The 24,531-nt window shown below is 62.7% G+C and carries 23 protein-coding genes and 2 pseudogenes; 6 read left to right on the forward strand and 19 right to left on the reverse strand.

Annotated features, from left to right (window positions below):
- Positions 1-182 precede the first annotated feature (182 nt).
- The 5 genes from hemH to BHMPCIPO_RS29530 all read right to left on the reverse strand — a co-directional run bounded on the left by hemH (position 183) and on the right by BHMPCIPO_RS29530 (position 5,858).
- Positions 183-1,202, reverse strand: a complete 1,020-nt coding sequence (hemH, locus tag BHMPCIPO_RS29510) for a ferrochelatase (protein ID WP_173520661.1) — start codon at positions 1,200-1,202, stop codon at positions 183-185.
- A 146-nt stretch (positions 1,203-1,348) separates the two neighbouring features.
- Complete coding sequence (locus tag BHMPCIPO_RS29515) at positions 1,349-3,223, reverse strand: 5'-nucleotidase C-terminal domain-containing protein (RefSeq protein ID WP_173520388.1); 1,875 nt, start codon at positions 3,221-3,223, stop codon at positions 1,349-1,351.
- 229 nt (positions 3,224-3,452) lie between these two features.
- A complete protein-coding gene (gene omp10, locus BHMPCIPO_RS29520) occupies positions 3,453-3,824 on the reverse strand; it encodes an outer membrane lipoprotein Omp10 (RefSeq protein WP_173520389.1) in 372 nt (123 codons plus the stop codon).
- A gap of 173 nt (positions 3,825-3,997) precedes the next feature.
- Complete coding sequence (locus BHMPCIPO_RS29525; protein WP_173520390.1) at positions 3,998-5,449, reverse strand: homospermidine synthase; 1,452 nt, start codon at positions 5,447-5,449, stop codon at positions 3,998-4,000.
- 193 nt (positions 5,450-5,642) lie between these two features.
- Positions 5,643-5,858, reverse strand: a complete 216-nt coding sequence (locus tag BHMPCIPO_RS29530; RefSeq protein WP_173520391.1) for a hypothetical protein — start codon at positions 5,856-5,858, stop codon at positions 5,643-5,645.
- Positions 5,859-5,967: 109 nt separating this feature from the next.
- Between BHMPCIPO_RS29530 and BHMPCIPO_RS29535 the strand changes: the two genes are divergently transcribed.
- On the forward strand, positions 5,968-6,918 hold the full coding sequence (locus tag BHMPCIPO_RS29535) for a GGDEF domain-containing protein (protein WP_173520392.1): 951 nt from the start codon (positions 5,968-5,970) through the stop codon (positions 6,916-6,918).
- Here BHMPCIPO_RS29535 and BHMPCIPO_RS29540 read toward each other — a convergent pair.
- From BHMPCIPO_RS29540 to BHMPCIPO_RS29550, 3 genes and pseudogenes are all read right to left on the reverse strand, one after another.
- A complete protein-coding gene (locus BHMPCIPO_RS29540; RefSeq protein ID WP_173520393.1) occupies positions 6,883-7,515 on the reverse strand; it encodes an aminotransferase class IV family protein in 633 nt (210 codons plus the stop codon). The two genes, BHMPCIPO_RS29535 and BHMPCIPO_RS29540, sit on opposite strands and share 36 nt — an antisense overlap.
- 65 nt (positions 7,516-7,580) lie before the next feature.
- A pseudogene (locus tag BHMPCIPO_RS29545) lies at positions 7,581-8,732 on the reverse strand (aminodeoxychorismate synthase component I); the annotation flags it as partial.
- Between the two features lie 45 nt (positions 8,733-8,777).
- Positions 8,778-10,637, reverse strand: coding sequence for a M3 family oligoendopeptidase (locus BHMPCIPO_RS29550; protein WP_173520395.1), 1,860 nt, complete (start codon positions 10,635-10,637; stop codon positions 8,778-8,780).
- A gap of 188 nt (positions 10,638-10,825) precedes the next feature.
- On the opposite strand from BHMPCIPO_RS29550, the gene BHMPCIPO_RS29555 reads away from it, so the two are divergent.
- Together BHMPCIPO_RS29555 and BHMPCIPO_RS29560 are read left to right on the forward strand one after the other, a co-directional pair.
- A complete protein-coding gene (locus tag BHMPCIPO_RS29555; protein ID WP_173520396.1) occupies positions 10,826-12,370 on the forward strand; it encodes a sigma-54-dependent transcriptional regulator in 1,545 nt (514 codons plus the stop codon).
- 180 nt (positions 12,371-12,550) lie between these two features.
- Positions 12,551-14,419 carry a peptidoglycan L,D-endopeptidase MepK gene (locus BHMPCIPO_RS29560; RefSeq protein WP_173520397.1) on the forward strand — a complete coding sequence of 623 codons (1,869 nt, stop codon included), beginning with the start codon at positions 12,551-12,553 and terminating at the stop codon, positions 14,417-14,419.
- A gap of 173 nt (positions 14,420-14,592) precedes the next feature.
- Here BHMPCIPO_RS29560 and BHMPCIPO_RS29565 read toward each other — a convergent pair whose 3' ends face one another.
- From BHMPCIPO_RS29565 to BHMPCIPO_RS29575, 3 genes and pseudogenes are all read right to left on the reverse strand, one after another.
- The gene (locus BHMPCIPO_RS29565; protein WP_065778663.1) at positions 14,593-14,856 is read right to left on the reverse strand and encodes a DUF2312 domain-containing protein; all 264 of its coding nucleotides are present in this window, start codon (positions 14,854-14,856) and stop codon (positions 14,593-14,595) included.
- Positions 14,857-14,983: 127 nt separating this feature from the next.
- Positions 14,984-15,290 (reverse strand): annotated as a pseudogene (locus BHMPCIPO_RS29570) (DUF1244 domain-containing protein).
- Between the two features lie 161 nt (positions 15,291-15,451).
- The gene (locus BHMPCIPO_RS29575; RefSeq protein WP_173520399.1) at positions 15,452-16,252 is read right to left on the reverse strand and encodes an N-formylglutamate amidohydrolase; all 801 of its coding nucleotides are present in this window, start codon (positions 16,250-16,252) and stop codon (positions 15,452-15,454) included.
- A 194-nt stretch (positions 16,253-16,446) separates the two neighbouring features.
- Here BHMPCIPO_RS29575 and BHMPCIPO_RS29580 point away from each other — a divergent pair, with 194 nt between their 5' ends.
- Positions 16,447-16,923 (forward strand): DUF1036 domain-containing protein, encoded by a 477-nt coding sequence (locus tag BHMPCIPO_RS29580; protein ID WP_173520400.1) that lies wholly within the window; start codon positions 16,447-16,449, stop codon positions 16,921-16,923.
- Positions 16,923-18,362, forward strand: a complete 1,440-nt coding sequence (gene pyk, locus BHMPCIPO_RS29585; RefSeq protein ID WP_173520401.1) for a pyruvate kinase — start codon at positions 16,923-16,925, stop codon at positions 18,360-18,362. Before BHMPCIPO_RS29580 ends, pyk begins: the two co-directional genes overlap by 1 nt.
- 18 nt (positions 18,363-18,380) lie before the next feature.
- Here the strand turns inward: pyk and BHMPCIPO_RS29590 are convergent, their stop codons facing one another.
- The 6 genes from BHMPCIPO_RS29590 to BHMPCIPO_RS29615 form a co-directional block, all read right to left on the reverse strand.
- On the reverse strand, positions 18,381-19,397 hold the full coding sequence (locus BHMPCIPO_RS29590; protein ID WP_173520402.1) for an alpha/beta fold hydrolase: 1,017 nt from the start codon (positions 19,395-19,397) through the stop codon (positions 18,381-18,383).
- Between the two features lie 502 nt (positions 19,398-19,899).
- The gene (locus BHMPCIPO_RS29595; protein WP_173520403.1) at positions 19,900-20,514 is read right to left on the reverse strand and encodes a tetratricopeptide repeat protein; all 615 of its coding nucleotides are present in this window, start codon (positions 20,512-20,514) and stop codon (positions 19,900-19,902) included.
- A gap of 74 nt (positions 20,515-20,588) precedes the next feature.
- Complete coding sequence (gene ykgO, locus BHMPCIPO_RS29600) at positions 20,589-20,714, reverse strand: type B 50S ribosomal protein L36 (protein ID WP_034806120.1); 126 nt, start codon at positions 20,712-20,714, stop codon at positions 20,589-20,591.
- Positions 20,715-20,885: 171 nt separating this feature from the next.
- Positions 20,886-21,941 (reverse strand): 5-(carboxyamino)imidazole ribonucleotide synthase, encoded by a 1,056-nt coding sequence (locus BHMPCIPO_RS29605; RefSeq protein WP_173520404.1) that lies wholly within the window; start codon positions 21,939-21,941, stop codon positions 20,886-20,888.
- Entirely contained in the window at positions 21,938-22,402 is a 465-nt protein-coding gene (gene purE, locus BHMPCIPO_RS29610) for a 5-(carboxyamino)imidazole ribonucleotide mutase (RefSeq protein WP_065375341.1), read from the reverse strand. The genes BHMPCIPO_RS29605 and purE overlap by 4 nt, the downstream gene beginning before the upstream one ends.
- Before the next feature lie 54 nt (positions 22,403-22,456).
- A complete protein-coding gene (locus tag BHMPCIPO_RS29615) occupies positions 22,457-22,660 on the reverse strand; it encodes a YdcH family protein (protein WP_057254651.1) in 204 nt (67 codons plus the stop codon).
- Positions 22,661-22,873: 213 nt separating this feature from the next.
- Between BHMPCIPO_RS29615 and BHMPCIPO_RS29620 the strand changes: the two genes are divergently transcribed.
- Positions 22,874-23,047, forward strand: a complete 174-nt coding sequence (locus BHMPCIPO_RS29620; protein WP_173520662.1) for a YdcH family protein — start codon at positions 22,874-22,876, stop codon at positions 23,045-23,047.
- 261 nt (positions 23,048-23,308) lie between these two features.
- On the opposite strand, the gene BHMPCIPO_RS29625 is transcribed toward BHMPCIPO_RS29620, so the two are convergent.
- Both BHMPCIPO_RS29625 and BHMPCIPO_RS29630 read right to left on the reverse strand, forming a co-directional pair.
- A complete protein-coding gene (locus BHMPCIPO_RS29625) occupies positions 23,309-23,569 on the reverse strand; it encodes an ArsR/SmtB family transcription factor (RefSeq protein ID WP_173520405.1) in 261 nt (86 codons plus the stop codon).
- Between the two features lie 100 nt (positions 23,570-23,669).
- Positions 23,670-24,449, reverse strand: a complete 780-nt coding sequence (locus BHMPCIPO_RS29630) for a sulfite exporter TauE/SafE family protein (protein WP_173520406.1) — start codon at positions 24,447-24,449, stop codon at positions 23,670-23,672.
- Positions 24,450-24,531 lie beyond the last annotated feature (82 nt).

Here is a 24,531-nt window from a genome sequence, read left to right on the forward strand (position 1 = left end):
TTGTTGTCCCGACCCGAGACAGCACCTTAGCGCAATAGTTGTCGGACCGGAATCGGTTTCCGTGGGTGGCGCATGGATTCAAAACGTTAGACACGCGCACTCGCCGGTGAACGCATGCGCGGTCCGTTCATCCGGAAGTGGTGGTCGGGGCGCCGCTTTCAAGCGGCGCGGCAAGGAATGGGTTAGAGCCAGCCGGCGAGTTCGCGGCGCACGACGTGTTCGAGAACCGCCATGCCTTCCGCGCTGTCGTTGAGACAGGGAATGTGTGTGAACTTGTCACCGCCATTGTGATGGAAGCTCTCGGCCGCCTGCTCGGCGATCTCCTCGAGGGTTTCCAGGCAGTCGGAGACGAAGCCGGGATTGAGGACGGCAATGCGCTTGACCCCTTCCTGCGCGAGCTTCTCGACCGTCTTGTCGGTGTAGGGCTGCAGCCATTCCTCGGGGCCGAAACGCGACTGGAAGGTGACCTGGAGCTTCTCCTTGGACCAGCCAAGCTTTTCGCGCAGCAGCCGCGCGGTCTTCTGGCACTGGCAGTAGTAGGGGTCGCCCTTGTCGAAGTAGCTCTTCGGGATCCCGTGGAAGGAGGTCAGAACCACTTCCGGCTCCCAGTCGAGTGTCGCCAGGTGACGCTCGATCGAGGTCGCCAGCGCGTCGATGTAGACAGGGTCGTCGTGATAGGGCGGAACGGTGCGCAGCGCCGGCTGCCAGCGCATTTTCAACAGCGCCTCGAAGGCCTTGTCGTTGACCGTTGCGGTGGTGGCGGCGGCATATTGCGGATAAAGCGGGAAGACGAGGATGCGTTCGCAACCAGCCTTTTGCAGTGCCTCCATGCGCGAGGCGATCGAGGGTTGACCGTAGCGCATGCCCCAGTCGACGATTACATCGGGACGATCGGCGAAGGTCTTGGCCATCAGGTCCGCTTGGTTGCGGGTGTAGGTCCGGAGATAGCTTTCGTTCCGTTCCTTGTTCCAGATCGTCTCATAGGCCTTGCCGACCTTGCCGGGGCGGGTGTTGAGCACGATGCCGAACAGGATCGGATACCAGAACAGCCGCGACCATTCGATCACCCGCCGGTCCGTCAGGAACTCCTTCAGGTAGCGGCGCATCGAGGCATAGTCGGTGCCGTCGGGCGTGCCAAGATTGACCAGCAGAACGCCAATCTTTCCGGATTTCACGGAAGGGTGGTTGGCAGGGGCGGTCATGGCAAGCTGTTCGGTCATCTTGATCCTCGTCGGGCCCCGAAATCGGGACACCGCTTCCGTTTGGAGCCTTCAGTTTCAAGTCCTTCTAAGTAGAAAAGCCGGCGCGGGGAAGCCCGCGCCGGCTCTGAAGACAGAGGCAAATTGTCTTATTTTGCCGGGATCTCCAGTTCCGTGCCAACATGCAGCGCGCGCGGCGCCGGCTTGCCGTTGGCCTCGGAGATCTTCTTCCACAGTGCGCCTTCGCCATAGAACGACTTGGCGAGATCCCAGAGCGTGTCGCCCTTGGCGATCACGTGCTTCTGCGGGCCGCTCGCCGCGGACGCTGTGGCGGCGCCGGAGGTCGCAGCCGGCTGGGTTGCCGTGGTGTCGGTGCCGGCCGCGGGCTTTGCTTCCGTTGCTGCGGCACCCGCGGCCGAAGCGACCTCGGTGATGCGGCCATCGGTATAGGGCTTGAACGGCTGGTGGGCCGCGAGATAGTCGGCCAGCACGGTTTCGAGGCCCGGACCGTAGTCGTAGGCGTTCTCACCCTTCTCCTTGAAAACGTCGTAGCCGTCGCCGCCATTGCGCATGTAATTGTTGGTGACGAGCGAATAGGTCTTCGCCGGGTCGAGCGGAACGTAGGTCTCGCCTTCCTTCACCTCGACCGAGACGACGCGGCTGCCGACCGGCTTCGAGCGGTCGAAGGAGTATTTGAGACCCGCGACCTGCGGGAAGCGACCGCCGCCTTCCTCGAGCTTGCTGAGGCCGTTTTCAAGTGCGGCGCGGATGCTGTCGCCCTTGAGCTGGAAGGTCGCGACGGTGTTCTGGAACGGCAGCACCGTGATGGCTTCGCCCATAGAAACGTCGCCGGCATCGATGGAGGCACGCAGGCCCCCGCCATTGGTGATGGCGATGGTCACGCCCTGGCCCTTGACGCGGTCAAGCATGGCATCGGCGACGAGGCTGCCCATCTGGCATTCACGCGCGCGGCAATTCTCGCGCGATCCGTCGATCGGCTCCTCCGTCTTGGCGATGATCTTTGAACGCAGTTCCTCGATCGGCTTGGCGAGTTCGGCGATCCGCGTCAGCACGGCCTCATCCGGTTTGACCGAGGAGTCGACCAGGATCGGATCGCCCTTGGCGGCCTTGACGACGCCCTTGTCGTCGAAGGTGACGACGAGATCGCCGAGATACTTGGTGTAGGATGCTGCCTGGACCACCGGAACCTTGTAGCCGCCGGGATTGTCGACCATCGTCGGATAGGGGCCTTCCGCCTTCGCATCGGTGTTGGAAAGCAGGCTGTGCGAGTGACCGCCGACGACGACGTCGACATCAGGGATCTTGGCGATCGCCGCGAGATCGCGCGGATAGCCGACATGGGTCAGCGCAATGATCTTGTCGACGCCCTGCTTCTTCAACTCCTCGACGGCGGCGGTGGTGGTCGCCACGTCGTCGCCGATCAGGATGTCCGGACCGGGGGACGAGAGTTCCGGCGTGTCGTTGGCGACGGCGCCGACGATGCCGACCTTCTGGCCGCCGACCTCGAGCACGATCGACGGCTTGATGCGGTCGCCGATCTTCGACTTGTGGCTCGGCAGCACGTTGGCGGTGACGACCGGGAAGGTGATCTTGTCGAGGAAGCCGGCAAGGCCATCCTCGCTCTCGTCGAATTCATGGTTGCCGACGGTCATCGCGTCGAACTTCATCAGGTTCAGGAACTCGGCTTCGGCCAAACCCTTATAGGTGGTGAAGAACAGCGAGCCCTGGAAGTTGTCGCCGGCGTTGAGCAGCAGCACGTTCTTGCCGGAGAGTTCCTGGCGCTTCTGCTCGATCAGGGACTTCAGGCGGGCGACGCCGCCGAAGCACTCGTTCTTGCCTTCCTCTTCCGCCGAGCAGGTCGAATCGAACTTGTTGATCGACTCGATGCGGGAATGGAGGTCGTTGATATGCAGGATGTTCAGCTCATAATCGGCGAAGGCAGCGCCCGAGGAGAGGGCAAGAATGGACGCGGTCATCAGGCCGGTCCGCATGTGTCTGATCATGATGTTCTCCTGTTTTGCCGGTTGTCAGCCGACCGTTTCCGGAGCCGTCGAGACGGAACCGTTCCCCACGGTCGGAGTGGCTTTGCCGGGCCGGATGTTTTCACCACTTGAAGGTTACTTCAAGCGCTAAAACCAAGCTCGCTTCGTCAATTTGCAACTAGGTTAAGCTGCGGCCCTGCAACGAAAAAAGCCCCCGATCGGGGGCTCAGATACTTGCATGCGCGCCGGTTTAGCCGCGTCTCGCCAGCGAGAACTGCGCGCCGGCATCGGTGGTGCAGTTGAGCTGGTTCTGGGTGACCAGGGCGCAATTGACCTTCGACTGGGTGTTGCGCACCAGCGAGGTCATGTTGATCTCGACGAGCGTCGGGCTCACGTTCACGTAGTTGCCCGAAGCGAGCAGCTGGTTGGTGTCGGTCGTGCGGGTCGAAAAGGTGCCGCCCGCGAAGGTCGAGACGATGCCGTTCGGATCTACCCAGGAGCCTTCGACGCCGGCCGCCTGTCGCGCCGGCTGACCACCCTCATCGATGAACCGGGGTGACGACTGGCAGGACGCCAAGGCCGCGGCGGTTGCGATCAGGGTCAGAACTGCGAATGGCTTCATAGGCGATTTCCCCCGCATTGGGCCGAGCGGACTGTTTCATTCCGGCATGACCATGCCGCGATCATGAGTTGAAAGCAAGAGCGGCCAAGGGCTGCAGGTGCCTTTTCCCGTACAGACGAAAAGGCCCGGGGCACGGCCGTGCCCCGGGCCGGATGACGTTTTCCGTCAAAAGCTTAGCGAACGAGGATGTTCTTGAATTGCCAGGGATCCTTCGTGTCGATGTCTTCCGGGAACAGGCCCGGACGGCCGTCGAGCGGGGTCCAGTCGGTGTAGTGGCCTTCAACCGGACCGAGATAGGGGAGCTGGACTTCCAAGCAGCGCTTGTAGTCCATCTCGTCGGCTTCGACGATGCCGGCCTTCGGGTTTTCGAGTGCCCAGACCATGCCGGCCAGAACTGCAGAGGTTACCTGCAGGCCGGTGGCGTTCTGGTAGGGAGCGATGCGGCGGGTCTCTTCCAGAGACAGGCGCGAACCGTACCAATAGGCATTCTTGTCGTGGCCGTAGAGCAGGACGCCCAGTTCGTCGAGTCCTTCAACGAGTTCCTTCTCGTCGAGAACGTGATGGACCGGCTGCGAATTGCCGCCGTTGCCGAACATTTCGTGCAGCGACAGGACGGCGTCGTTGGCCGGATGATAGGCGTAGTGGCAGGTTGGGCGATAGGTGACTTCGCCGTCCTTGTCGCGGACGGTGAAGAAGTCCGAGATCGAGATCGCCTCGTTGTGGGTGACCAGGAAGCCGTATTGCGGACCAGGCGTCGGGCACCAGGTGCGCACGCGGGTGTTGGCGCCCGGCTGCTCCAGGTAGATCGCCGCCTTGCAGCCCTTCTTGTGCTTCTTGGCGTTCTTCGGCATCCAGTTTTCATGGGTGCCCCAGCCGAGTTCGGCCGGCTGCAGGCCTTCGGAGATGAAGCCTTCGACCGACCAGGTGTTCCAGAACACGTCGAGCGGCTTCGGCTTCTTGGTGAGCTGCGTGTCGCGCTCGGCAATGTGCACGCCCTTGACGCCGACCTTCTTCATCAGCTTCGCCCAGCCTTCGCGGTCGTCCTGATGCGGCTCTTCGTACTTCACGCCGAGGTCGTTGGCGAGGTTCAGCAGGCCCTGCTTGACGAACCAGGAGACCATGCCCGGATTGGCGCCGCAGGTCGAAACGGCCGTGGTGCCGCCCGGGTTCTTTTCCTTTTCCTTGCGGACGGTTTCGCGCAGCGCATAGTTGGTGCGGTCGGCATTGTCCATTTCGGCGTCGAAATAGAAGCCGAGCCAAGGCTCAACGACCGTGTCGATGTAGAGAACGTCGAGCTTGCGGCACAGCTTGATCAGGTCGAGCGAGCCGGTGTCGACCGACAGGTTGACGCAGAAGCCCTGGCCTTCGCCTTCGGTCAGCAGCGGCTTCAACAGTTCCTTGTAGTTGTCCTTCGTCACATGAGCGCGAACGTGACGTACGCCATGCCGTTCGAAAATCTCGTTGTCGGCGGCATCCTCACGGGGCTCGACCACGATCAACCGGTTCTTGTCGTATTTGAAGTGGCGCTCGATCAGCGGCAGGGTGCCGCGACCGATCGAACCGAAGCCGATCATGACGACCGGACCGGTGATCTCGCCGTAAACCGGATAGGTGGTATCTGCCATTTTTGTCTTTCTCCTGAGAAAACTTTCCCTGTGACGGTGGGTGACTAAGCATGAGGAGCGGCTGGCGCCGCTGTTCTGGCTCGATGGATGTGCCGAAGCGGCCGTTGGTGCCCGGCTGGGCACGCGGCGCTGTAGAGCATAGATTGCTGTCACAATAAAGGGCTGGCGGGTCAACCGCTATTTGAGATGGTGCTTAACCGGTGATCGAAAGCAGGGCCGCGATGGACCCGTCCCGCTTGCTGAAGAACCTCTTGCAGGCGGCCGGCGGCAAGGTCAGGCTGCGCCGCTCGATCCGGCGACCGAGGTCAAACTGCGCAAGACCGACGGTAAAGGGCTTGAAGGAACCGTCATAGGGCCTATGCTGCGTGCCGTTCGGCCGGACCAAGGCGGTATTTAACCATATCCCCATCGTTTCGCACGCGTAAACGCTTGTCACAGGCACTTCGTGCTATAGCTTCGTCCGAAGCATCCGCTTCGCGCCATGATTGATATTGTCCGACCCGGAGGCGTGACAGACCGTGACCGGTAGTCATCTCAAGGCTCTTGCGGCCTTACAGAGCAAAACACCCGTACTGATCGCGCTCTACGATCAGCATGATCGATTGCGGTTTGCCAATCCGGCATTTCGCGCGGCCTACCACGTCGGTCCGGACGAGAGCCCGACCTGGGCGGAGATCATGCGCCGCAATTACGCCGCCGGTCGGGGGACCGTCCTGAAGACCGACGATGTCAACGCCTGGATCGCCTCGACGGCTCACCGGCGCGGCAAGGTACCTTTTCGTGCGATGGAAACCGACTTGCATGACGGCCGCTGGCTGTGGATGACGGAGACGGTGGATTCCGACGGCTGGATGCTTTGCATCGCCGTCGATGTCACCACCATCCACGCCGAGGAGCGCGAACTGCGGCAGGACCGCGACTTTGCGCTTCGGGCGGCTCAGGTCGACGAGCTGACCAGCGTGCCCAACCGTCGTTACACGATGGGGCGGCTGACCGAGTTCATCGCCAACTGCGCCGAAAACCCGCATATGTGGGGTTGCGTCGCGATCATCGACATCGATTATTTCAAGGCGATCAACGACCGTCACGGGCACCAGCGCGGCGACGAGGTGTTGCTCGACTTCGCGCGCCAGATGCAGGAATTCGTGCGCCGCTCGGATTGCTTCGGTCGCATCGGAGGTGAGGAATTCATGCTCATCCTGCCCGATACCACCATCAGCGAAGGCAATCGCATTCTCGACCGCCTGCTCGAAAAGGTCAGGAGCTCGCGGCCGCTCGAGAACATTCCGGAGTTCTTCTACACCTGTTCTGTCGGGCTGGCGGAGTATCGCGATGGCGATTCGGTGAGCGACCTCTATGCGCGCGCCGACCAGGCGCTTTACCTCGCCAAGCGCGACGGCCGCGACCGCGTCAGACGCTACACGCTTCCCGGTTCAGACCAGGAGTCGCACCCGGATCAGACCGCGTAGAGAATTGCCGACATAGAGCGTCCCACCGATGAGATCGGTGGGCGAAAGCCGTGCGGCTCGCGCCCGGCGCCCGCAGATCAGCTCGGTGCGCAGGACGCCTGCGAGCAGGCCACAGGCGATCGGCGGCGTCTTCAGGATGCCGCTGCCGTCGTCGAGGAAGACCGAGGTGATCGTGCCCTCGCAAACCTCGCCTTTCTCGTTGAGAAGAAGAACCTCATCCGCCTCACTCACAGCAAACTCGCCGCGGGCAGCGTCGTAAACCGCCCGGCGGCTGGTCTTGTAGCGCAGCAGCGGATCGCGGGAATTGAGCTGCGTGGCGGCAATCCGCACCTGCCAGATCGTGTCTTCCGATAGCGGCACGAACGGCGCGGTCTTCACCTCGATACGTCCGTCCGGGAAAAGTTCGAGCCGTACGCGGCGTGCGGCCCTGTCGTCGCCGCTCTCCACCGCCGCCAGCAAGGCCGCTTCTGCGCCTTCCGCGCCAGGAATACCGAGACGCCGCGCCGATCGTTTCAGCCGCGCCAGATGCAGGCGCAAGCGGACGAAGCCGTTTTCGGGCTCGTGGCGCAGCGTTTCGATCAGCGAAAAGTCCGTCATCGCGCGATCCCGTCATCGCCAAGCGCGATTTCATCGTCGCCAAGCGCGATCTTGTCGTCGCCGAGCGCGATATTATCGTCGCCGATGGCGAAGCGGGCCTTCAGCAGGCATTCGTCATATTCGGATTGTGCGTTACTGTCGAAGACGATGCCGCCGCCGACATTGAAGACGGCCTCGCCATTGGGGAAAAGCGAAATGGTGCGGATTGCGACGCTGAAGCGCATGACCCCATTTGGGGCGATGAAGCCGATGGCGCCGCAATAGGCGTCGCGCGGTCCGTCTTCCAGATCGTGCAGGATCTCCATGGCCCGCATCTTCGGCGCGCCGGTGATGGAACCGCAGGGGAAAAGGGCGGCGAAGATGTCCTCGAGGCCGATTTCGGGCAAGAGCTTCGCCCGGACATGGCTCACCATCTGGTGCACCGTCGGGTAGGTCTCGATCTCGAACAACTTGGGGACGCTGAGTGTGCCGACTTCGGTGATCCGCGAGATGTCGTTGCGCAGAAGATCGACGATCATCCGGTTTTCGGCCTGGGTCTTCTCGTCGGCGCGCATGGCCGCGATGATCTCGGCGTCTTCGGCCGCCGATGCGCCGCGCCTGGCCGTACCCTTCATCGGATGTGTCTCGATCCAGCCGTCCGCATCGACGCGGAAGAAGAGCTCCGGCGATCGCGACAGCAGGATCGGCCCGTCAAGCGCGACGAGCGCCCCGTATTTCACCGGCTGGCGATCGATCAGCGACCAGAAGGCGGCACGCGGATCGCCGGACCAGCGGGCGCGGATCGGCATCGTCAGATTGGCCTGATAGCAATCACCCTGCCGCAAGTGCTGGTGCAGGCGATCGAAGCGATCGCGGTAGGTGTCGAAGTTCCAGCCGGCGCGCGGCTCGGTGACGAAGGGTTCGTTCTCGGTCCGCCTCTGAGGCTCGGCGAGCGGGTGGTCTTCGGCGGGCGCATCGAAGATGCCGAAGGACATCAGCGGCGTTTCGCGGCCCTCCTCGGCGAAACCCGCGAGCTTCTCCTCGAAGAGGTGACCGGCCTCATAGGACATGAAGCCGGCGATCCACTTGCCCGCCTTGTGGGCGCGTTCGAGCTCGGCAAGGCCACGGGCGAATTCGGTTTTCGTGTGCGCCGTGACGACGCGCAGGGGCTCAGCGAAAACCGTCGTGCGGTTTTCGCTGTCGTCCCGGAACAGCACATAGGGTGCGGTATCGTTCATAAGTCGTCGTGTCGATCGCGCCGTGATCCGGACCTCTGCCCGGGATCAGGCCTTATCAAGCGCCTCGAGTTCGTCGATGAGCCCTTCGATCATCGACAGTCCCTGTGCCCAGAACGACGGATCGGTGGCATCGAGGCCGAAGGGTGCGAGCAACTCGGAATGGTGCTTGGTGCCGCCGGCCTTCAACAGTTCGAAATACTTCTCCTGGAAGCCTTTTTCGGCGCTCTGGTAGACGGCGTAGAGCGAGTTCACCAGGCAGTCGCCGAAGGCATAGGCGTAGACGTAGAAAGGCGAGTGGATGAAGTGCGGGATATAGGCCCAATAGGTCTCGTAGCCCTCGGAAATCCGGATTGCCGGGCCAAGGCTCTCGCTCTGCACCGACAGCCACAGCTTGCCGATATCATCGGCCGTCAGTTCGCCTTCCTTGCGGGCGGTGTGGACCTTGCGCTCGAACTCGTAGAAGGCGATCTGGCGCACGACCGTGTTGATCATGTCCTCGACCTTCTGCGACAGCATGGCCTTGCGCTCGCGCTTGTCCTTCGTCCGGTCGAGGAGGGCGCGGAAGGTCAGCATCTCGCCGAAGACGGAAGCGGTTTCGGCAAGGGTCAGCGGCGTCGAGGCCATCAGCGCGCCCTGTCCGCCCGCCAGCACCTGGTGCACGCCGTGGCCGAGTTCGTGCGCAAGCGTCATCACGTCGCGCGGCTTGCCCATGTAATTGACGAGCACGTAGGGGTGCGCAGACGGTACCGTCGGATGGGCGAAGGCGCCTGGTGCCTTGCCCGGGCGCACCGGCGCGTCGATCCAGCTCTCGTCGAAGAAGCGTCGGGCGATCGCGGCCATTTCTGGAGCGAAGGCATTGTATGCCGAAAGCACCGTGTCCTTGGCCTCGTTCCAGGAAATCAACGCGTTCGGCGTTTCCGGCAACGGCGCATTGCGATCCCAGAAATCCATCTCCTGCATGCCGAGCCACTTTGCCTTCATGGCGTAGTAGCGATGCGACAGGCGCGGATAGGCGGATTTGACGGCTTCGGCCAGCGCATCGACAACCTCGCGCTCGACGCGGTTGGCGAGATGGCGGCTGTCGGCGATGTCCTGAAAGCCACGCCAGCGGTCGGAGATTTCCTTGTCCTTGGCGAGCGTGTTGGTGATCAGCGTGAAGGTGCGGATATTGCTCTTGAAGGTTTCGGCAAGCGCCATCGCCGCCTTCTTGCGGACCTCGGTCGCCGGATCCTGCAACAGGTTTAGCGCGACTTCGAGCGGCAGTGCCTCGCCATCGACGTTGAAGGTGAGGCTTGCCATCGTCTCGTCGAACAGACGGTTGAAGGCGGCAGCGCCCGTCATCGATTTTTCGAGGAAGAGCTGCTCCAGCTTGTCGTCGAGCTGGTAGGGCTTGTCCTTGCGCAGGTCGGTCAGCCACGGCTTGTAGTGCGCGGCCAGCGCATCGTTCTCGAGCGCCTTGTCCAGGATCGCGTCATCAATGCGATTGAGTTCCAGCGAGAAGAACAGCAGATGCGCCGACATGTCGGTAAGCTTCGACTGCACGTCGCCGTAAAGCTTGCCGTTCTCAGGCTTGGACGTGTCCGAGAAATAGGTGAGGCCGGCAAAGGAGGCGATGCGGCCCATGACGTCTTCAAGCGCTTCGAACTCCCGGACGGCGGCGCCGACGCCCTCGTCACCGTTCCTCGTCGCGGCTTCGGCCAGCTTGCCCTTCCACTTGGTCTCGAAAGCGATCGCGTCGGCCTCTGCCTTCTTCAGGTCGTTGCGAAAGGCATCCGATGCGGCGGACGGATAGAGATCTTCGAGCCGCCAGGAGGGCAGGTCGCCGAGATCCGCGGCAGCGCCATGGGACTGGCCGGCGGCGGCACGGACAACGGATTGCTCGGGGGCGAGGAGGCGGAAGGTCATCGTCGGATTTCTCTCGTTCGTGACAGGAAGAAGGCAAGCGATATGGGCCCCATTGCTATCGCCGGCAATGGATAAAATGCAAGCATTTCTCAAAACATGATGTTCAGCCCTTTATGGCACAGATGCCTGACGTGATTTGGCACATGAGGTTGGCCAAAAGTACCGCGTGTCCAGAGCAGGAGGCTTCCGTGACATCACATATTCTGGTCATTGATGACGATCCGGTGCAGCGCCGGTTGCTGACGAACATGATCGAGCGTCTCGGCCATGTGGCGCATCTCGCCGACAACGGCCGCAGCGGCCTGGAACTCCTGGAGCGCAAGGGCGGCATGATCAATGTCATCCTGCTCGATCTGCTGATGCCGGAAATGAACGGGCACGGCTTCCTCGAAGCGCTCGCCGAGCGCGGCGTCGATACGCCCGTCATCGTGCAGACCGGCCAGGGCGGCATCGAAACGGTCGTTCATGCGATGCAGGCGGGTGCCTTCGACTTCCTCGTGAAGCCCGTCTCCCCGGAGCGGCTGTCGGTTGCGATCGGCAACGCACTGAAGATGGCAAGCCGCGACGGCAAGGTCAAAACCTCGCGCCGCCCGCGCGGCGGTGCCGTCGGCTTCGAGGACATCGTTTCGGCAAGCCCGGCAATGATCCGGGTGATCGACCTCGCGCGCCGCGCCGCCCAGTCCAACATACCGATCGTGCTCGAAGGCGAGTCCGGCGTCGGCAAGGAAATGGTGGCCCGGGCCATCCAGTCTGCGAGCGACCGGGTCGGCAAGCCCTTCGTCACCGTCAACTGCGGCGCGATCCCGCACAATCTGGTCGAAAGCATTCTCTTCGGCCATGAGAAGGGCGCCTTTACCGGCGCGACCGAAAAACACAGCGGCAAGTTCGTCGATGCCGACGGCGGCACGCTGTTCCTCGACGAGATCGGCGACCTGCCGCTCGAAGTCCAGGTCAAGCTCCTGCGTGCCGTGCAACAGGGCGAGATCGAGACGATCGGCGCACGCCATCCGCAGAAGGTCAATGTCCGGCTGATCTCCGCCACCAACAAGGACCTGATCAACGAAGTGCGCGAGGGGCGGTTCCGCGAGGATCTCTATTATCGCCTCAACGTCTTCCCGATCACCATTCCGGCGCTTCGCCGACGCAAGGAAGACATTCCGGTCCTGGTGCGCTCCTTCGTCGAGCGTTTCGCGGCGGAGCAGCGGCTGCACGCACCGCTCACCATATCGAGCGGCGCCCTGGCGCTGCTGACCGCCTATGATTGGCCGGGCAACATCCGGCAGCTCGAGAACGCGATCTTCCGGGCCGTGGTGCTTGCCGAAGGCAACGAGCTGACGGTGAAGGACTTCCCGCAGATCGCCACCCAGATCCCGGGTTACGTCGTCTCCGACCGCTCTGGTTTTTCCTGGGGCGAAGCCGGTCCGGAACGGACAGCCGCGCCGTCGGAGCAGGTGCCAAACGTCTATCCCGATTTCGCGAGTGCGGCGAAATCGATGGAGGGCGATGCGGGGCACGACCCGCGCATGGAGAACGCGATCGCCAGCGTCGACGAGGGCGGGGACGTCCGCAAGCTTGCCGAGGTGGAAGAGGAACTGATTCGTTTTGCGCTGAAATTCTACCGCGGACAGATGAGCCAGGTGGCTCGCAAGCTCGGCATCGGCCGGTCGACGCTCTACCGCAAGCTGAAGGATTATGGCATCGATCCCGAGAATCCATTGAGGGAGGCGGCTTAAAACCGGCGCATTCACGATTCATTAGCCGTGTTATTCAGTCACCGCCGTTTAGACCTTGTTAGTGAACTGTTCACTATATTATAAGGGGCGGTGACGACTGTGGCATATTTGCCATGCTGTCACCTTATTTGACAGTCATCTGAGACAGCGAAGCACGGTTGTCCGTCGGACGGGGATTGAATGCCAAATTTGTTCGGTTTTAAGAAGCCGCTCGGCTCCTTAGCGAGAGTCTGCGCGGCCTTTACCCGTAAGGTGCCGCAGGTTCTTACATCCGTTGCTATCGCGGCTTCCCTCGTGACGCCAGGCTTCGCGCCTCCAGTGGAGGCCGCGGGCCAGACCCGGACACTGAAACTCTATTTCATTCATACCCAGGAAAAGGCGCAGATCACCTTCAAGCGCAATGGCCGCTACGACTCCAAGGGCCTGCAGGAGATCAACCGATTCCTCCGCGACTGGCGTCGCAACGAACCGACCAAGATGGATCCGCGCCTGCTCGACCTCGTCTGGGAAGTCTACCAGAAGAGCGGTTCGCGCGATTATATCCATGTCGTCTCGGCCTATCGTTCGCCGGCAACCAACGGCATGCTGCGTTCGCGCTCGAAGGGCGTCGCCAAGAAGAGCCAGCACATGCTCGGCAAGGCGATGGACTTCTATCTTCCTGACGTGAAGCTGAAGACCCTTCGTGAGATCGGCATGAAATTCCAGGTGGGCGGCGTCGGCTATTATCCGACGTCCGGCTCGCCTTTCGTTCACATGGACGTCGGCGGCGTCCGCGCCTGGCCGCGCATGTCGCGCGCCGAACTGGCGCGTCTCTTCCCCGACGGCAAGACGATGCATCTGCCTTCCGACGGCAAGCCCTTGCCCGGCTATGAGCAGGCGGTTGCCGACTACAAGCGCCGCGTTGGTGCTTCGGCGATCGAGGTCGCCGGCGGCGGCGCGACAGGCCCTGGCGACAGCGCAAGCGGCAAGCGTCGCGGCAACCTGTTCGCCATGCTCTTCGGCGGTGGTGGTGACGAGGATGAAGAACCCGCGGCGATCGCGGCTGGTCCGGGTGCCGACGACGAAGGCGGCGCTGCGCCTGCCAAGATCCAGACGGCTTCCGCTCCTGCTGCCCAGGAAGCCCTGCCGGGTGTCGCGGGCTCCGTTGCCGCCGAGCCGACGGTCGCTGCCGAACCGACGGTTGCCGCTGAACAGAACATCAATGCCCCGGTCCCGGCTGTCCGTCCTGCCTTCAAGGATGCACCTGCCGATGGCGGCGTAGCCGTTGCGCTCGTGGCGCCGCAGAAGAACGCAGCCCAGGACGCACTTGCGGCTGCCCTGCCGCAGACTTCGGAAATGCCAAGCGAATTTGCCGATCTCGGCTCGATGAACGTGCCGGTACCGCAGATGCTCGACCGTCGCGACATGAACACGCTCGTCGCCTCTGCCGACCCTTCCGCGGACGTGCAGGCGCTTGGCTTCGTGCCGGTTCCGGCGATGCGGCCCGCGGGTAACGCAGCCCTTGCCGCCGTTGCCGATGCCCAGGTCGTGGTGCCTTCCTTCGCGGAGCGGCCGGTCGTTGCGTCGGCAGAGCCCCCGCGTGAGGTTGCCGCCGAAGCTGCGACCCGCGTGGCGCTTGCCGCTCCGACGCCGGCCCAGCGCGAACCTGTATCGCAACAGCCGATCGAAATGGCGGCCTATGCGCCGCCGTCGACCACGAATGCCCGCGCGGCCGTCTTCGACAATGCCTTCGACACCCAGGCAGAAGCGCCGGCAAAGGGTGGTCGACCGAAGAAGAACGATGCCGATGCCGCGACCCGCTCGTCGGTCCGCACCGAGCCGAAGCTGACCCAGAAGATCATCTCCGAATGGGCACTGACGACCGGCCGTGTGGCGACGCTTTCCAAGCCGGTCAAGGCACCGCGCTTCGTCAGCAAGTCGCTTCGCACCGCGCCGACCACGGTCTATGCCGCCGGCTTCTCGAGCAACGCCGGCACGACGGTCGATACGGCCCGCTTCAGCGGCACTGCCGTCAACTTCATGGAAGTGAAGAAGTTCAGCACCAACTGAGCTTCGAGCCAAACAGCAGACACGAAAAGCCCGCCGGTCTGGTCAGTCCGGCGGGCTTCTTGATTCTGTACCGTGCTTTCGATACTGCCGCTTTCGGACGTAGTCGAAGTGCAGTTTGTTCCGGAGTTCGCGTCCCAGGCGAAGGCCGCCGGTCGGCGGCCTTTTAGGCGTGCTTATTCTTCGTCGGCTGCCGGCACCATGCCGAGCGCCTGGAGGTAGGTGTCAAGGATCGCTTCCTGTTCCATGCGCTCGTCGTGATCCTGCTTGCGGATCGAAATGACCTTGCGCAGGATCTTGGTGTCGAAGCCCATGGACTTGGCTTCGCCGTAGACGTCCTTAATGTCGTCGGCGATGGTCTTCTTTTCTTCTTCCAGGCGTTCGATCCGCTCGATGAAAGCACGAAGCTGATCGCGTGCGACGCCGTGAGCATCCGACATGGTCTTCTCCTTGATACGGGGAATTGAATTTCTTGGGTGCCGTGACGTGCCGCGAACAGCCGCCAAGGTCAAGGGTCAATGCGCAACAACGCGGTTCATTTCCGCGGCAGGCGCCGGCGAAACGACTTTATTCCTTCGGGCGGTTGATCTCGAAGGCCCGCCTTCTGCTCGGCGGTTGCTTCCTTTTGGTGGCGCTCGCGCCATTCCTCGTAGGGCATGCCGTAAATGATCTCGCGCGACTCCTCCTTGTCGAGAGGAACGCCCGCCTGCTCGGCGGCTTCGCGGTACCAGTTGGAAAGACAATTGCGGCAGAAGCCGGCGAGGTTCATCAGATCGATGTTCTGGACATCGGAGCGCTCGCGCAGATGGGCGACGAGGCGGCGAAAGGCGGCGGCCTCGAAGGCGATCTGCTGATCCGGGGTCAGTTCGGTCATGGACGTCGATCCTCTTCAGTTACCACGCATCTTCTCACGCAACACCGCGACGCACCTTTAGCGGAAATGCTCTACTACAGCGCCGCGCATCTTTTAAGGCGCGCTTTGGTTGCGGCAGCACTTTGAAGCGCTGCATGATTTGTCCTTAAATCGATCTCGATTCAAGCAATCATGCAGTAGTCGCCGGTGCGCGAGGCGTGGCGCTCGTAGCGATGCAACTCGGGCATGGCGTTGAGACCCGCAAGGATCGGCGCCAGCCGCTCGGCCCAGGCAGCAACGCCCGCTTCGTCGGCGATCAGGTCCTGGCGCACCTCGATCAGGGCGTGGGGAATGCCGGGCGTCATGCAATGGCGATACATGGTATCGCCGCGCAGCGCGCCGTCATAGGGCTCGTTGTTGCCGACGACGATATCGCCGGATGCCTCGAGTTTCTCGATGAGCGGCAGAACGGCGCGCGGATCGTTATCCCAAAGGACGGCAGCGTGCCAAGGACGGGCCACGCCCTTCCAGGCCGGCGTGAAGGAATGGATGGAAATGACGAGCGGTGCCGCGCCATGCGCCTCGGCGCTTCGGCCGATCGTCTCTGAAACGGCGCGGTGATAGGGGCGGTGGAACCGGTTCAGCCGGTTCTCCCATTCCTCTTCGCTGATCGGATGGTTTCCGGGGACGATCGCGCCGTCGGAGATCTTCATGACCAGCGTCGGGTCGTCCTCGCCGCGGTTGGGATCGATCAGCAGGCGGGAGAAGCAGCCGAGCACCGCCGGCGCATCGAGCATTCGCGAGAGCTGCCGCACCAGCACTTCGACACCGATGTCATAGGCAATGTGCCGCTCGAACGCCGAGGCCGGCAGGCCGAGGCTACCGTACTCCGCCGGCAGCCGGTTCATCGCGTGATCGGCCAGCAGAACGAGCCCCGTTGTGGGCTCGGCTTCGATAATCTCATAGGGAGAATAGTGTTGCATGCCCGTCCAGTCTGTTTGTCTCGCCTCGTCCTCGCTGATTGCACGCGCGCGCGTCAATCGCAAGAAACCCGCAACTGTTTAGCGCAATTTGAAAGCAATTTGCCGATTGTAATCGATTAGAGTTACGTTGACTTTCGGGGCTGGCCGTCGCAAGAAAGTGCCACGCAAATCAAAACGGAGTTCCATCGGAAACCGTGTCCAGATATCCTTTTTCCAAAGCGAAGCCGGGGCTGACGACACTGGGAGGCATCCTCCTGTTTTTCCTGGCAACCTCAAGCTCATTTCTCTTTGCCGACGAAGCACGCGCCGATTTTCGCGTCTGCAACGGCACGCAAAACCTCGTCGGCGTGGCGATCGGTTACCGGGCCAAGGAAGGCTGGGTAACGGAGGGCTGGTGGCAGGTTCCGGCCACCACCTGCGCGACCCTGATCGAGGGCGAGCTTCAGTCACGATACTATTATCTCTACGCGGAAGATGCGGCCCGCGGCGGCCGCTGGACCGGTGACGTCAACATGTGCGTCGCCGAGAACGAGTTCAAGATCACGGGCGTCCAGGACTGCTTTGCCCGCGGCTTCCAGCGCATGGGGTTCAAGGAATACGACACGGGGCGGCAAGGGAGCTGGATGGTTCAGCTCTCCGAAACGCCCGGCACGCAGGAAAGCCAGAATTGATGAAGCGGAACAGAAAAGTCAAAATCCTCGCCACGCTCGGACCGGCGTCTTCCGACGAGCAGATGATCCAGAAGCTGCACGAGGCCGGGGCTGATCTGTTCCGTATCAACATGAGCCATGCGAGCCATGACGTGATGCGCACGCTGGTGCAGCGCATCCGCACGGTGGAAAGCCGCTGCGGCCGGCCGATCGGCATCCTTGCCGACCTTCAGGGCCCGAAGCTGCGTGTCGGCAAGTTCGCGGAAGGCAAGGTGGACCTGAAGGTCGGCCAGACCTTCACGCTCGACGACAAGGATGTGCCCGGCGACAACACCCGTGTCTACCTGCCGCACCCGGAAATCCTCGAGGCGGTCAAGCCCGGCCATCGCCTGCTGATCGATGACGGCAAGCTGCATCTCAGGGCCGAGAAGACCGACGGCAAGAGCATCGTTGCGACCGTCGTCGCCGGTACGAAGATCTCCGATCGCAAGGGCGTCAGCCTGCCGGATACGCTGCTCGCCGTCGGCGTCCTGACCGACAAGGACCGCGCCGACCTCGACGCGGTTCTCGCAACCGGCGAGATCGACTGGGTAGCGCTCTCCTTCGTGCAGCGGCCGGAAGACCTGGCCGAGGTCCGCAAGATCGCCCGCGGCCGCGTCGGCCTGATGTCGAAGATCGAGAAGCCGCAGGCGCTCGACCGGATCGATGAGATCATCGAGCTTTCGGACGCGCTGATGGTGGCGCGCGGCGACCTCGGCGTCGAAATGCCGCTGGAATCGGTGCCGGGCCTGCAGAAGCAGCTGACGCGCGCCTGTCGCCGTGCCGGCAAGCCGGTGGTCGTTGCCACGCAGATGCTGGAATCGATGATCTCCGCACCGGTTCCGACGCGCGCGGAAGTCTCCGACGTCGCGACTGCCGTCTTCGAAGGTGCGGATGCCGTCATGCTGTCGGCCGAATCGGCCTCGGGCGAGTATCCGGTGGAAGCCGTTTCGACCATGGCGTCGATCGCCAGCAACGTCGAGCGCGACCCGCATTATTCCAGCATCATCTACGCGCAGCGCACGCCGCCGGAGGCAACCGGTGCCGACGCGATTTCGCTCGCCGCCCACCAGATCGCCGAGACGCTCCGTCTCTCCGCGATCGTCTGCTACACCTCGTCCGGCACCACCGGCCTTCGCGCCGCCCGCGAACGGCCGCAGGTTCCGATCATTGCCCTCTCTCCGATCGTCCAGACCGCACGCCGCCTCTCGGTCGTCTGGGGGCTGCACTGCGTCGTGACCGAGGATGCGATCGACCTCGACGATATGGTCAACCGCGCCTGCCGCATCGTTGCGACCGAAGGCTTCGGCAAGCCCGGCGAGCGCATTATCATCTCTGCCGGCGTGCCCTTGGGCACCCCTGGCGCCACCAACATGCTGCGCATCGCCTATATCGGCTCGGACGGTTTGAGCGGCGTCTGACGCCGCTTTGCGAAGCGGTCAGCTCTGGCTGACGGCTTCCGACGACCTGGTCAGGCGGGCTTCGGCCCGCCTTTTTATTTCCTCGAGGTCGGTCGGCTTGCCCGCCATCTTTTCGAGCGCGGCGACGACGACGTCGGTGACCACGTAGTCGGGCTTGTGACCGAGATTGCCGATCCACAGCAGCTCCGCGCCGGGGATATCGCGCGCCAGTCCACGAGAGTGAATGTCCGCCAGCACGACGCCGTCGCTGTCGCCGGTGATGATGACGGTCGGTGCGTCGATTTCACGGTAGCGGGGAGCGGTCGCGGTCAGATAGGCATGCAGATTGGCCACGTCGCGCGCATTGTTGCGGAAGGTCGCGGGACGCAGCACCAGATGCGGGCCGGTCTTGTCGACGTAATCATCGGGCCGCGGATTGGGTGAAAAGATCGACCGCGTGCCGCCTTCGATGCGCCGCTGCCCCAGCGGCGTCACCAGCGTATGGGCGAACAGCCAGCCGATGAAGGGCAGTGCGGTGAGGCGGTAGTACCAGTCGATGCCGCCAGGCCAGGGATGCGTCGCTGGCGCCAGCAGGACGAGACCGGCAGTCCGTTCCGGATGATGCAGGGCGAAGCTCGCGGCGATGGCGCCGCCGAAGGAATGGCCGACGATGACGGCGCGACGGATGCCGCGCTTGTCCATCAGCTTGGCGATTGCCGCCGCCTGGCCGTCCGGACGGTCGTTTTCCGCTCCGCCCCGCTCGGAATAGCCGTGGCCCGGACGATCGACGAACAGCATCTCGGCGCGGCCATCAAGGGCCGGGGCGAAGGCGTGCAGCTGATCGAGCAGATTGCCGCTGGCGCCATGGATGAAGACGACAGGCAAGAGATCGGCTTTCCCTGCGGCCGGCAGGTGCACACTATTCATGCGATAGCCGCCGATGTCGATCAGCTCGCCGACGTTGGGAAACCGCCGTGCGAAGGCGCGTGCGTGCCAGCGGCTATAGGCGATGCCGACGAGCGTTAGTCCTATGAGCAGGAGAGTGGCTGGAAACATTGTCTCTATCTGTCTTCCGGCGTCGATTGTCATTCACCGCACCTGCGTCAGCGATTCCCGTTGACAGGCAAGTACGGGGCATTGCGATCGCCTTCTTGTAACGGGTGTCCGTGCGGGGGACAACGAGGAGCGGAGCAGCGCCGAACTGATCGGCGGTGATGTCGACGATGAAATCAACCGCGCTCGATCCGGGCGTGGCTTTGCCAGCCTTCCCTGGAAGAAACCGAAGGGCCGCTGTCAGGCTTGGAAGGCGCGTTCCGCGGCGGATATGAGACCGGCCGGCGTCGACGCCTTGGGCATTCAAGGTGCGGGTCAGGAACAGGTTCGGGTGGTCGCAGGTCCATTGCGCGGCGACAGCAGGGAGATCGCCGCCCGGGGGCCTGATGCCCTCCAGCCCGATCGGCTCAAGGAAACGTCGAGCGGCCGCCGCCACTCGAGGAGAGCGCTTTCATCGGCGGGGAGGGATATTTGCCGGCGCTGCAATCGGCTGTAACGCGGCCGCTCAGGTCTTGCTGCCGGCGAGCTTCTCGGCGAGTTCGCCCAGTTGCTCCTGCGCCTTGCGATCGGCGGGATAGATGTCCAGGAACTGCTCCCAGGCTCGCATGGCGAGCTCGTCCTTGCCGGAGGCGCCGAGAATCGCCGCCATGCCGGCAAGCGCGCCGAAATGGCGAGGTTCGATTGCCAGCACGCGGTTGATGTCCGACATGGATTTTCGGTAATTGCCCATCGCGTAATGCAAGGTCGCGCGGCGGTTCCAGCCTTCGACATAGTTGGGCGCAAGCGTGATGACCTGGTCGAGGATGTCGAGCGCGGCCGCCTGCTTGTTGTCGGTGATCGCCTTGTCGGCCCACTGCATCAGGAGATTGACGGTGGCGCTGCCGGAATCCTGCCATTCCAAGCGGATCTGGTTGGCGAGCTCACGCGCCTTGTCGGCGTCGCGTTCCTTCTTGAGGTCCGTAAACAGGGCATCCAGTCGTTGCTTGGGTGTGGTGAGGCTGGCGGATTCCGTCTGGGCCGCCGCTTCCGCCGCGAAGGACAAACTGCCAGCTCCTGTAGAGGTGGCGAGCAGGGCGGAGAAAGCCAGAATCAGGGGTACAAAAACTCGCATGGCGAGCATGTTAGCTCGCCATGGAACAACTTCATAATCAATTTTGGGACATCGGCGACGCGATGCCCACCACCCTGCTGGGATCAGCCCTGACGAGCCTTGAAGCGCGGGTTCGACTTGTTGATGATGTAGATGCGGCCCTTGCGACGAACCAGACGGTTTTCGCGGTGACGGGTCTTCAGCGACTTGAGCGAATTCTTGATCTTCATTTTCCTGATCCGCAGGTTTCGGGGAACGAAAATTCGCCCGGTATCTCTAACAATCAAAAGCGCGCCGTTCAGCGCGCTCCTTTAAGGTGGGATGGCAAATACCGTGTCACCCCTGACGTGTCAACTACAAGACGCCCCATTTTGGCGTCTTGCTCCGCATTTCTGTGGCTTTCAGCCGCGAACGAGCCGTGTGACATGGCCCATTTTGCGGCCGGCGCGCGCCTCGGTCTTGCCGTAGAGGTGCACCAGCACATCGTCTTCGGCAAGCCATGTCGGGACATCGTTGAGGTCGTCGCCGATCAGATTCTGCATGACGCAGTCGGAATGCCGGCGCGGATTGCCGAGCGGCAATCCCGCGACGGCGCGGATATGCTGCTCGAATTGCGAGACGACGCAAGCCGCCTCCGTCCAATGGCCGGAATTGTGCACGCGCGGCGCCATCTCGTTGGCGATTAGACTACCGTCGGCCAGGACGAAGAATTCGACGCCGATGACGCCGACATAGCCGAGTGCATCGAGGATCGCCTTGGCGGCCTTGCGGGCCGCATCGGCCGCCTCCGCACCGACGGCAGCCGGCACCGTCGAGGTGTGGAGGATGCCGTTGCGATGCACGTTTTCGGCCGGATCGAAGCAAGCGACACTGCCGTCAGTCGAGCGGGCGGCGATGATCGAGATCTCGCGCTCGAAGGGCACGAAGCTTTCAAGGATCAGCGGCACGCCGCCGAGTGCCGCGAAAGCGCCGGCCGGGCTGTCCTCGGCGGAGCGGAAGACGCGCTGTCCCTTGCCATCGTAACCAAGGCGGCGGGTCTTGAGCACGCCAGTCCCACCGAAATCGGCAAGGGCCGCTTCGAGGTCGGCCTGGCTGTCGACGGCGTGAAAGCGCGCCGTCGCAATGCCGCAGTCATTGATGAAGCGCTTTTCGACGAGGCGGTCCTGCGCGACTTCCAGCGCTTTCGGCGGCGGGAAGATAGGACGTTTCGCGGCGAGCCGTTCGGCGGAAGCGACCGGCACATTCTCGAATTCGTAGGTGATGATGTCGCTGACGGCAGCGAGCTGGCTGAGCGCCGTCTCGTCGTCATAGGCGCCAACGATCTGCTCGTTGGCGACCTGTGCGGCCGGACAGTCGACCTGCGGTTCGAGGATGACGGTGCGGAAGTTCAGTCGGGCTGCTGCCATCGCCAGCATGCGGCCGAGCTGGCCGCCGCCAATAATGCCGATGGTGGTCATGCCTCGTCCACCGGATATTCGGCGACCGAAATCGTCTGCTGTTCGCGCCAGTCGTCGAGCCTGTCGGCAAGATCGTCGTCGCTGAGTGCGAGCACCGCTGCGGCAAGCAGCGCGGCATTGACGGCACCGGCCCGGCCGATCGCCAGCGTCCCGACGGGGATGCCGGCGGGCATCTGGACGATCGAGAGCAGGCTGTCCTGGCCGGAAAGCGCCTTCGACTGCACCGGTACGCCGAAGACCGGCAGCGGCGTCATCGAGGCGCACATGCCCGGCAGATGCGCCGCACCGCCGGCGCCGGCGATGATCACCTTGAAGCCCTCGTCGCGGGCGCCCTTGGCGAAGTTGACGAGCCGATCGGGCGTGCGATGGGCGGAGACGATGCGCGCCTCATAGGCAATGTCGAGCGCGTCGAGCGTGTCGGCGGCGTTCTTCATCGTCTCCCAGTCCGACTGGCTTCCCATGATGATGGCGACGGGTGGGGTCGTGGTGTCGATCACGTCTATCCTGTTCCGCGTTCAGGCGATGATATCGGGGATGATCTGGTCTTCGATCTTGCTGATCTTGTCCTTGATCGCCAGCTTCTTCTTCTTCATGCGCTGGATCCGCAGCGCATCGCAGCCGGTTTCGATCATGGCATTGATGGCAGCGTCGTAATCTTCATGTTCCTGCCTCAGCCGCGCGGCGGTCAGTCTGAGTTCGGCCTGGTCCTGGTCCGGCATGCAAAGCGATCCCCATCAGCCCGGTTGCGAAGTCCTCCTCGAACCGGAATTTCATGCGCCGCTCTATCACATCTTGGGCGGTAACGGGAAGTTATCCGTCGTCATCATTTCGCCTTCGACAAATGAAAAATGGCGTGGCACAGTAGTAAGGTTACAACCATGGAACATCCGGCATTTGCATGCCGGATGCAAGCAAAAGGAAGGGACTGCCAAATGACTGTTGAGGCTCATCTTGCAACGCTTGAGAAAAAACATGGCGCCCTGGAACAGGAGCTTCATGCAGCATTGAATCAGCCGTCGGTGGAAGACGAGCTGATCAATGACATCAAGCGGAGGAAGCTGCGCATCAAGGACGAAATCGAAAGGCTTCGTTCCTCGACTCACTGATTATCAACGGTATTTCCCAGGACTATCGGGAGGCGCCATCTCCCCTCTGAGTAGGCGCAACAAGGTTTAGAACCATCCCCCACGACGGAAGATACGGAATGCTGGACCGGGCTCGACGCCCGGTCTGTTTCTTTCGGGCGTCGCCTGCTGCATGTTTCCTTCAATCGTAACCGATTAAAGGAAACATGCAGCAATTCAAGGAGCTACAGCGACCTTTGCGCGTCTGATGAGACGCGCGGCGCTGTAGGCGGGCTGCCGGGCTCAGGACCAGAACTGGTCGAGCCATAGATTGAGACGGTCGAAACCCGGCCGGTTGATCGCATAGATCCGCCGGGTGCCGCTCGCCGAAACCGAGACCAGATTGCAATCCAGCAAGGCCTTCAGGTGCTGCGATACGGCCGGGCGGCTGATCGGCAGGCCCTGCGCCAGTTCGTTTACGGTTTTCGGTGCGCGTCGCAGTTCCTCCAGCAGGTGGCGCCGGTTCGGGTCCGCAATGGCATCGAAAGGGTCCGCGATCGTCATGGGCGGACGTTAGGCGAAATCTTGCGAAGCAGCAAGAAATTTGTGCGATGCGATATGCTAATTTTGCTTTGCAATATTTCCGTAATACTTGGGTCGCGGCTCAGCCGCCCGCTGCCAAGCTGCCGATACCGTCCCAGAGCAGCTTCGAGCCGGCGACGAAGGCCATGGTATACATGAAGGGATAGAAGATCTGCGGCTTCATGCGGCGAACGATCCAGGCCCCGCACACGGTCGCGACGATGGCGAGCGGAAAGAGCGTCGCCGAGATTTTCAGGTTGCTCAGGTCCAGTTGCCCCAAGGCGAAATAGGGGATGAGCTTCACTGCATTCAGGATCGCGAAGAAGCGCACGATGGTGCCGGTGTAATCGCGGGGGGCGAGCTGCAGCGGCAGCGCGTAGATCTGGAAGGGTGGGCCGCCGGCGTGCGCCACGAAGCTGCCGTAACCGGCAAAGGAGCCCCAGAGCGCCGCCGGCCCGATCCGCTGCTTCTTCGGCGCGATGGTGATGCCGAGGCGCATGCGCCAGACATTGTATACGTACCGGAGCACGAAGAGCACGGTGAGCAGGCCGATGATCAGGCGAAGGAGATCACGCGAAACGTAGGCTGAGGTCGCCCAGCCGATGAGGATGCCGGCAATGGCGCCCGGCAACAGCATGAAGAGCGTGGTGCGATCGCCGTGCTTGCGCCACATCCACAAGGAGACGATATCCATCGCGATCAGGATCGGGAGAAGGAGGGCAGCCGCCTGGACGGGTGACACCGCCATCGACAGGATCGGTACGCCCATCAGCGAGAGCGCTTCCCCCATGCCGCCCTTGCTGAGCCCAACGAGCAGAACTGCCGGGATGGCGATAAGGTAGAAGTCGAGATCGGGAAGCATGGGTGGCGGTTGATCCTTTTGCAGTCTCCGTCTATCGGTTTTCCCAAATGAAATCGAGCGCTGGTTTCGCCACCCTGGCGGA

Origin of the sequence: Ensifer sesbaniae, from assembly GCF_013283665.1 — a bacterium.
GTDB classification, from domain to species: domain Bacteria; phylum Pseudomonadota; class Alphaproteobacteria; order Rhizobiales; family Rhizobiaceae; genus Ensifer; species Ensifer sesbaniae.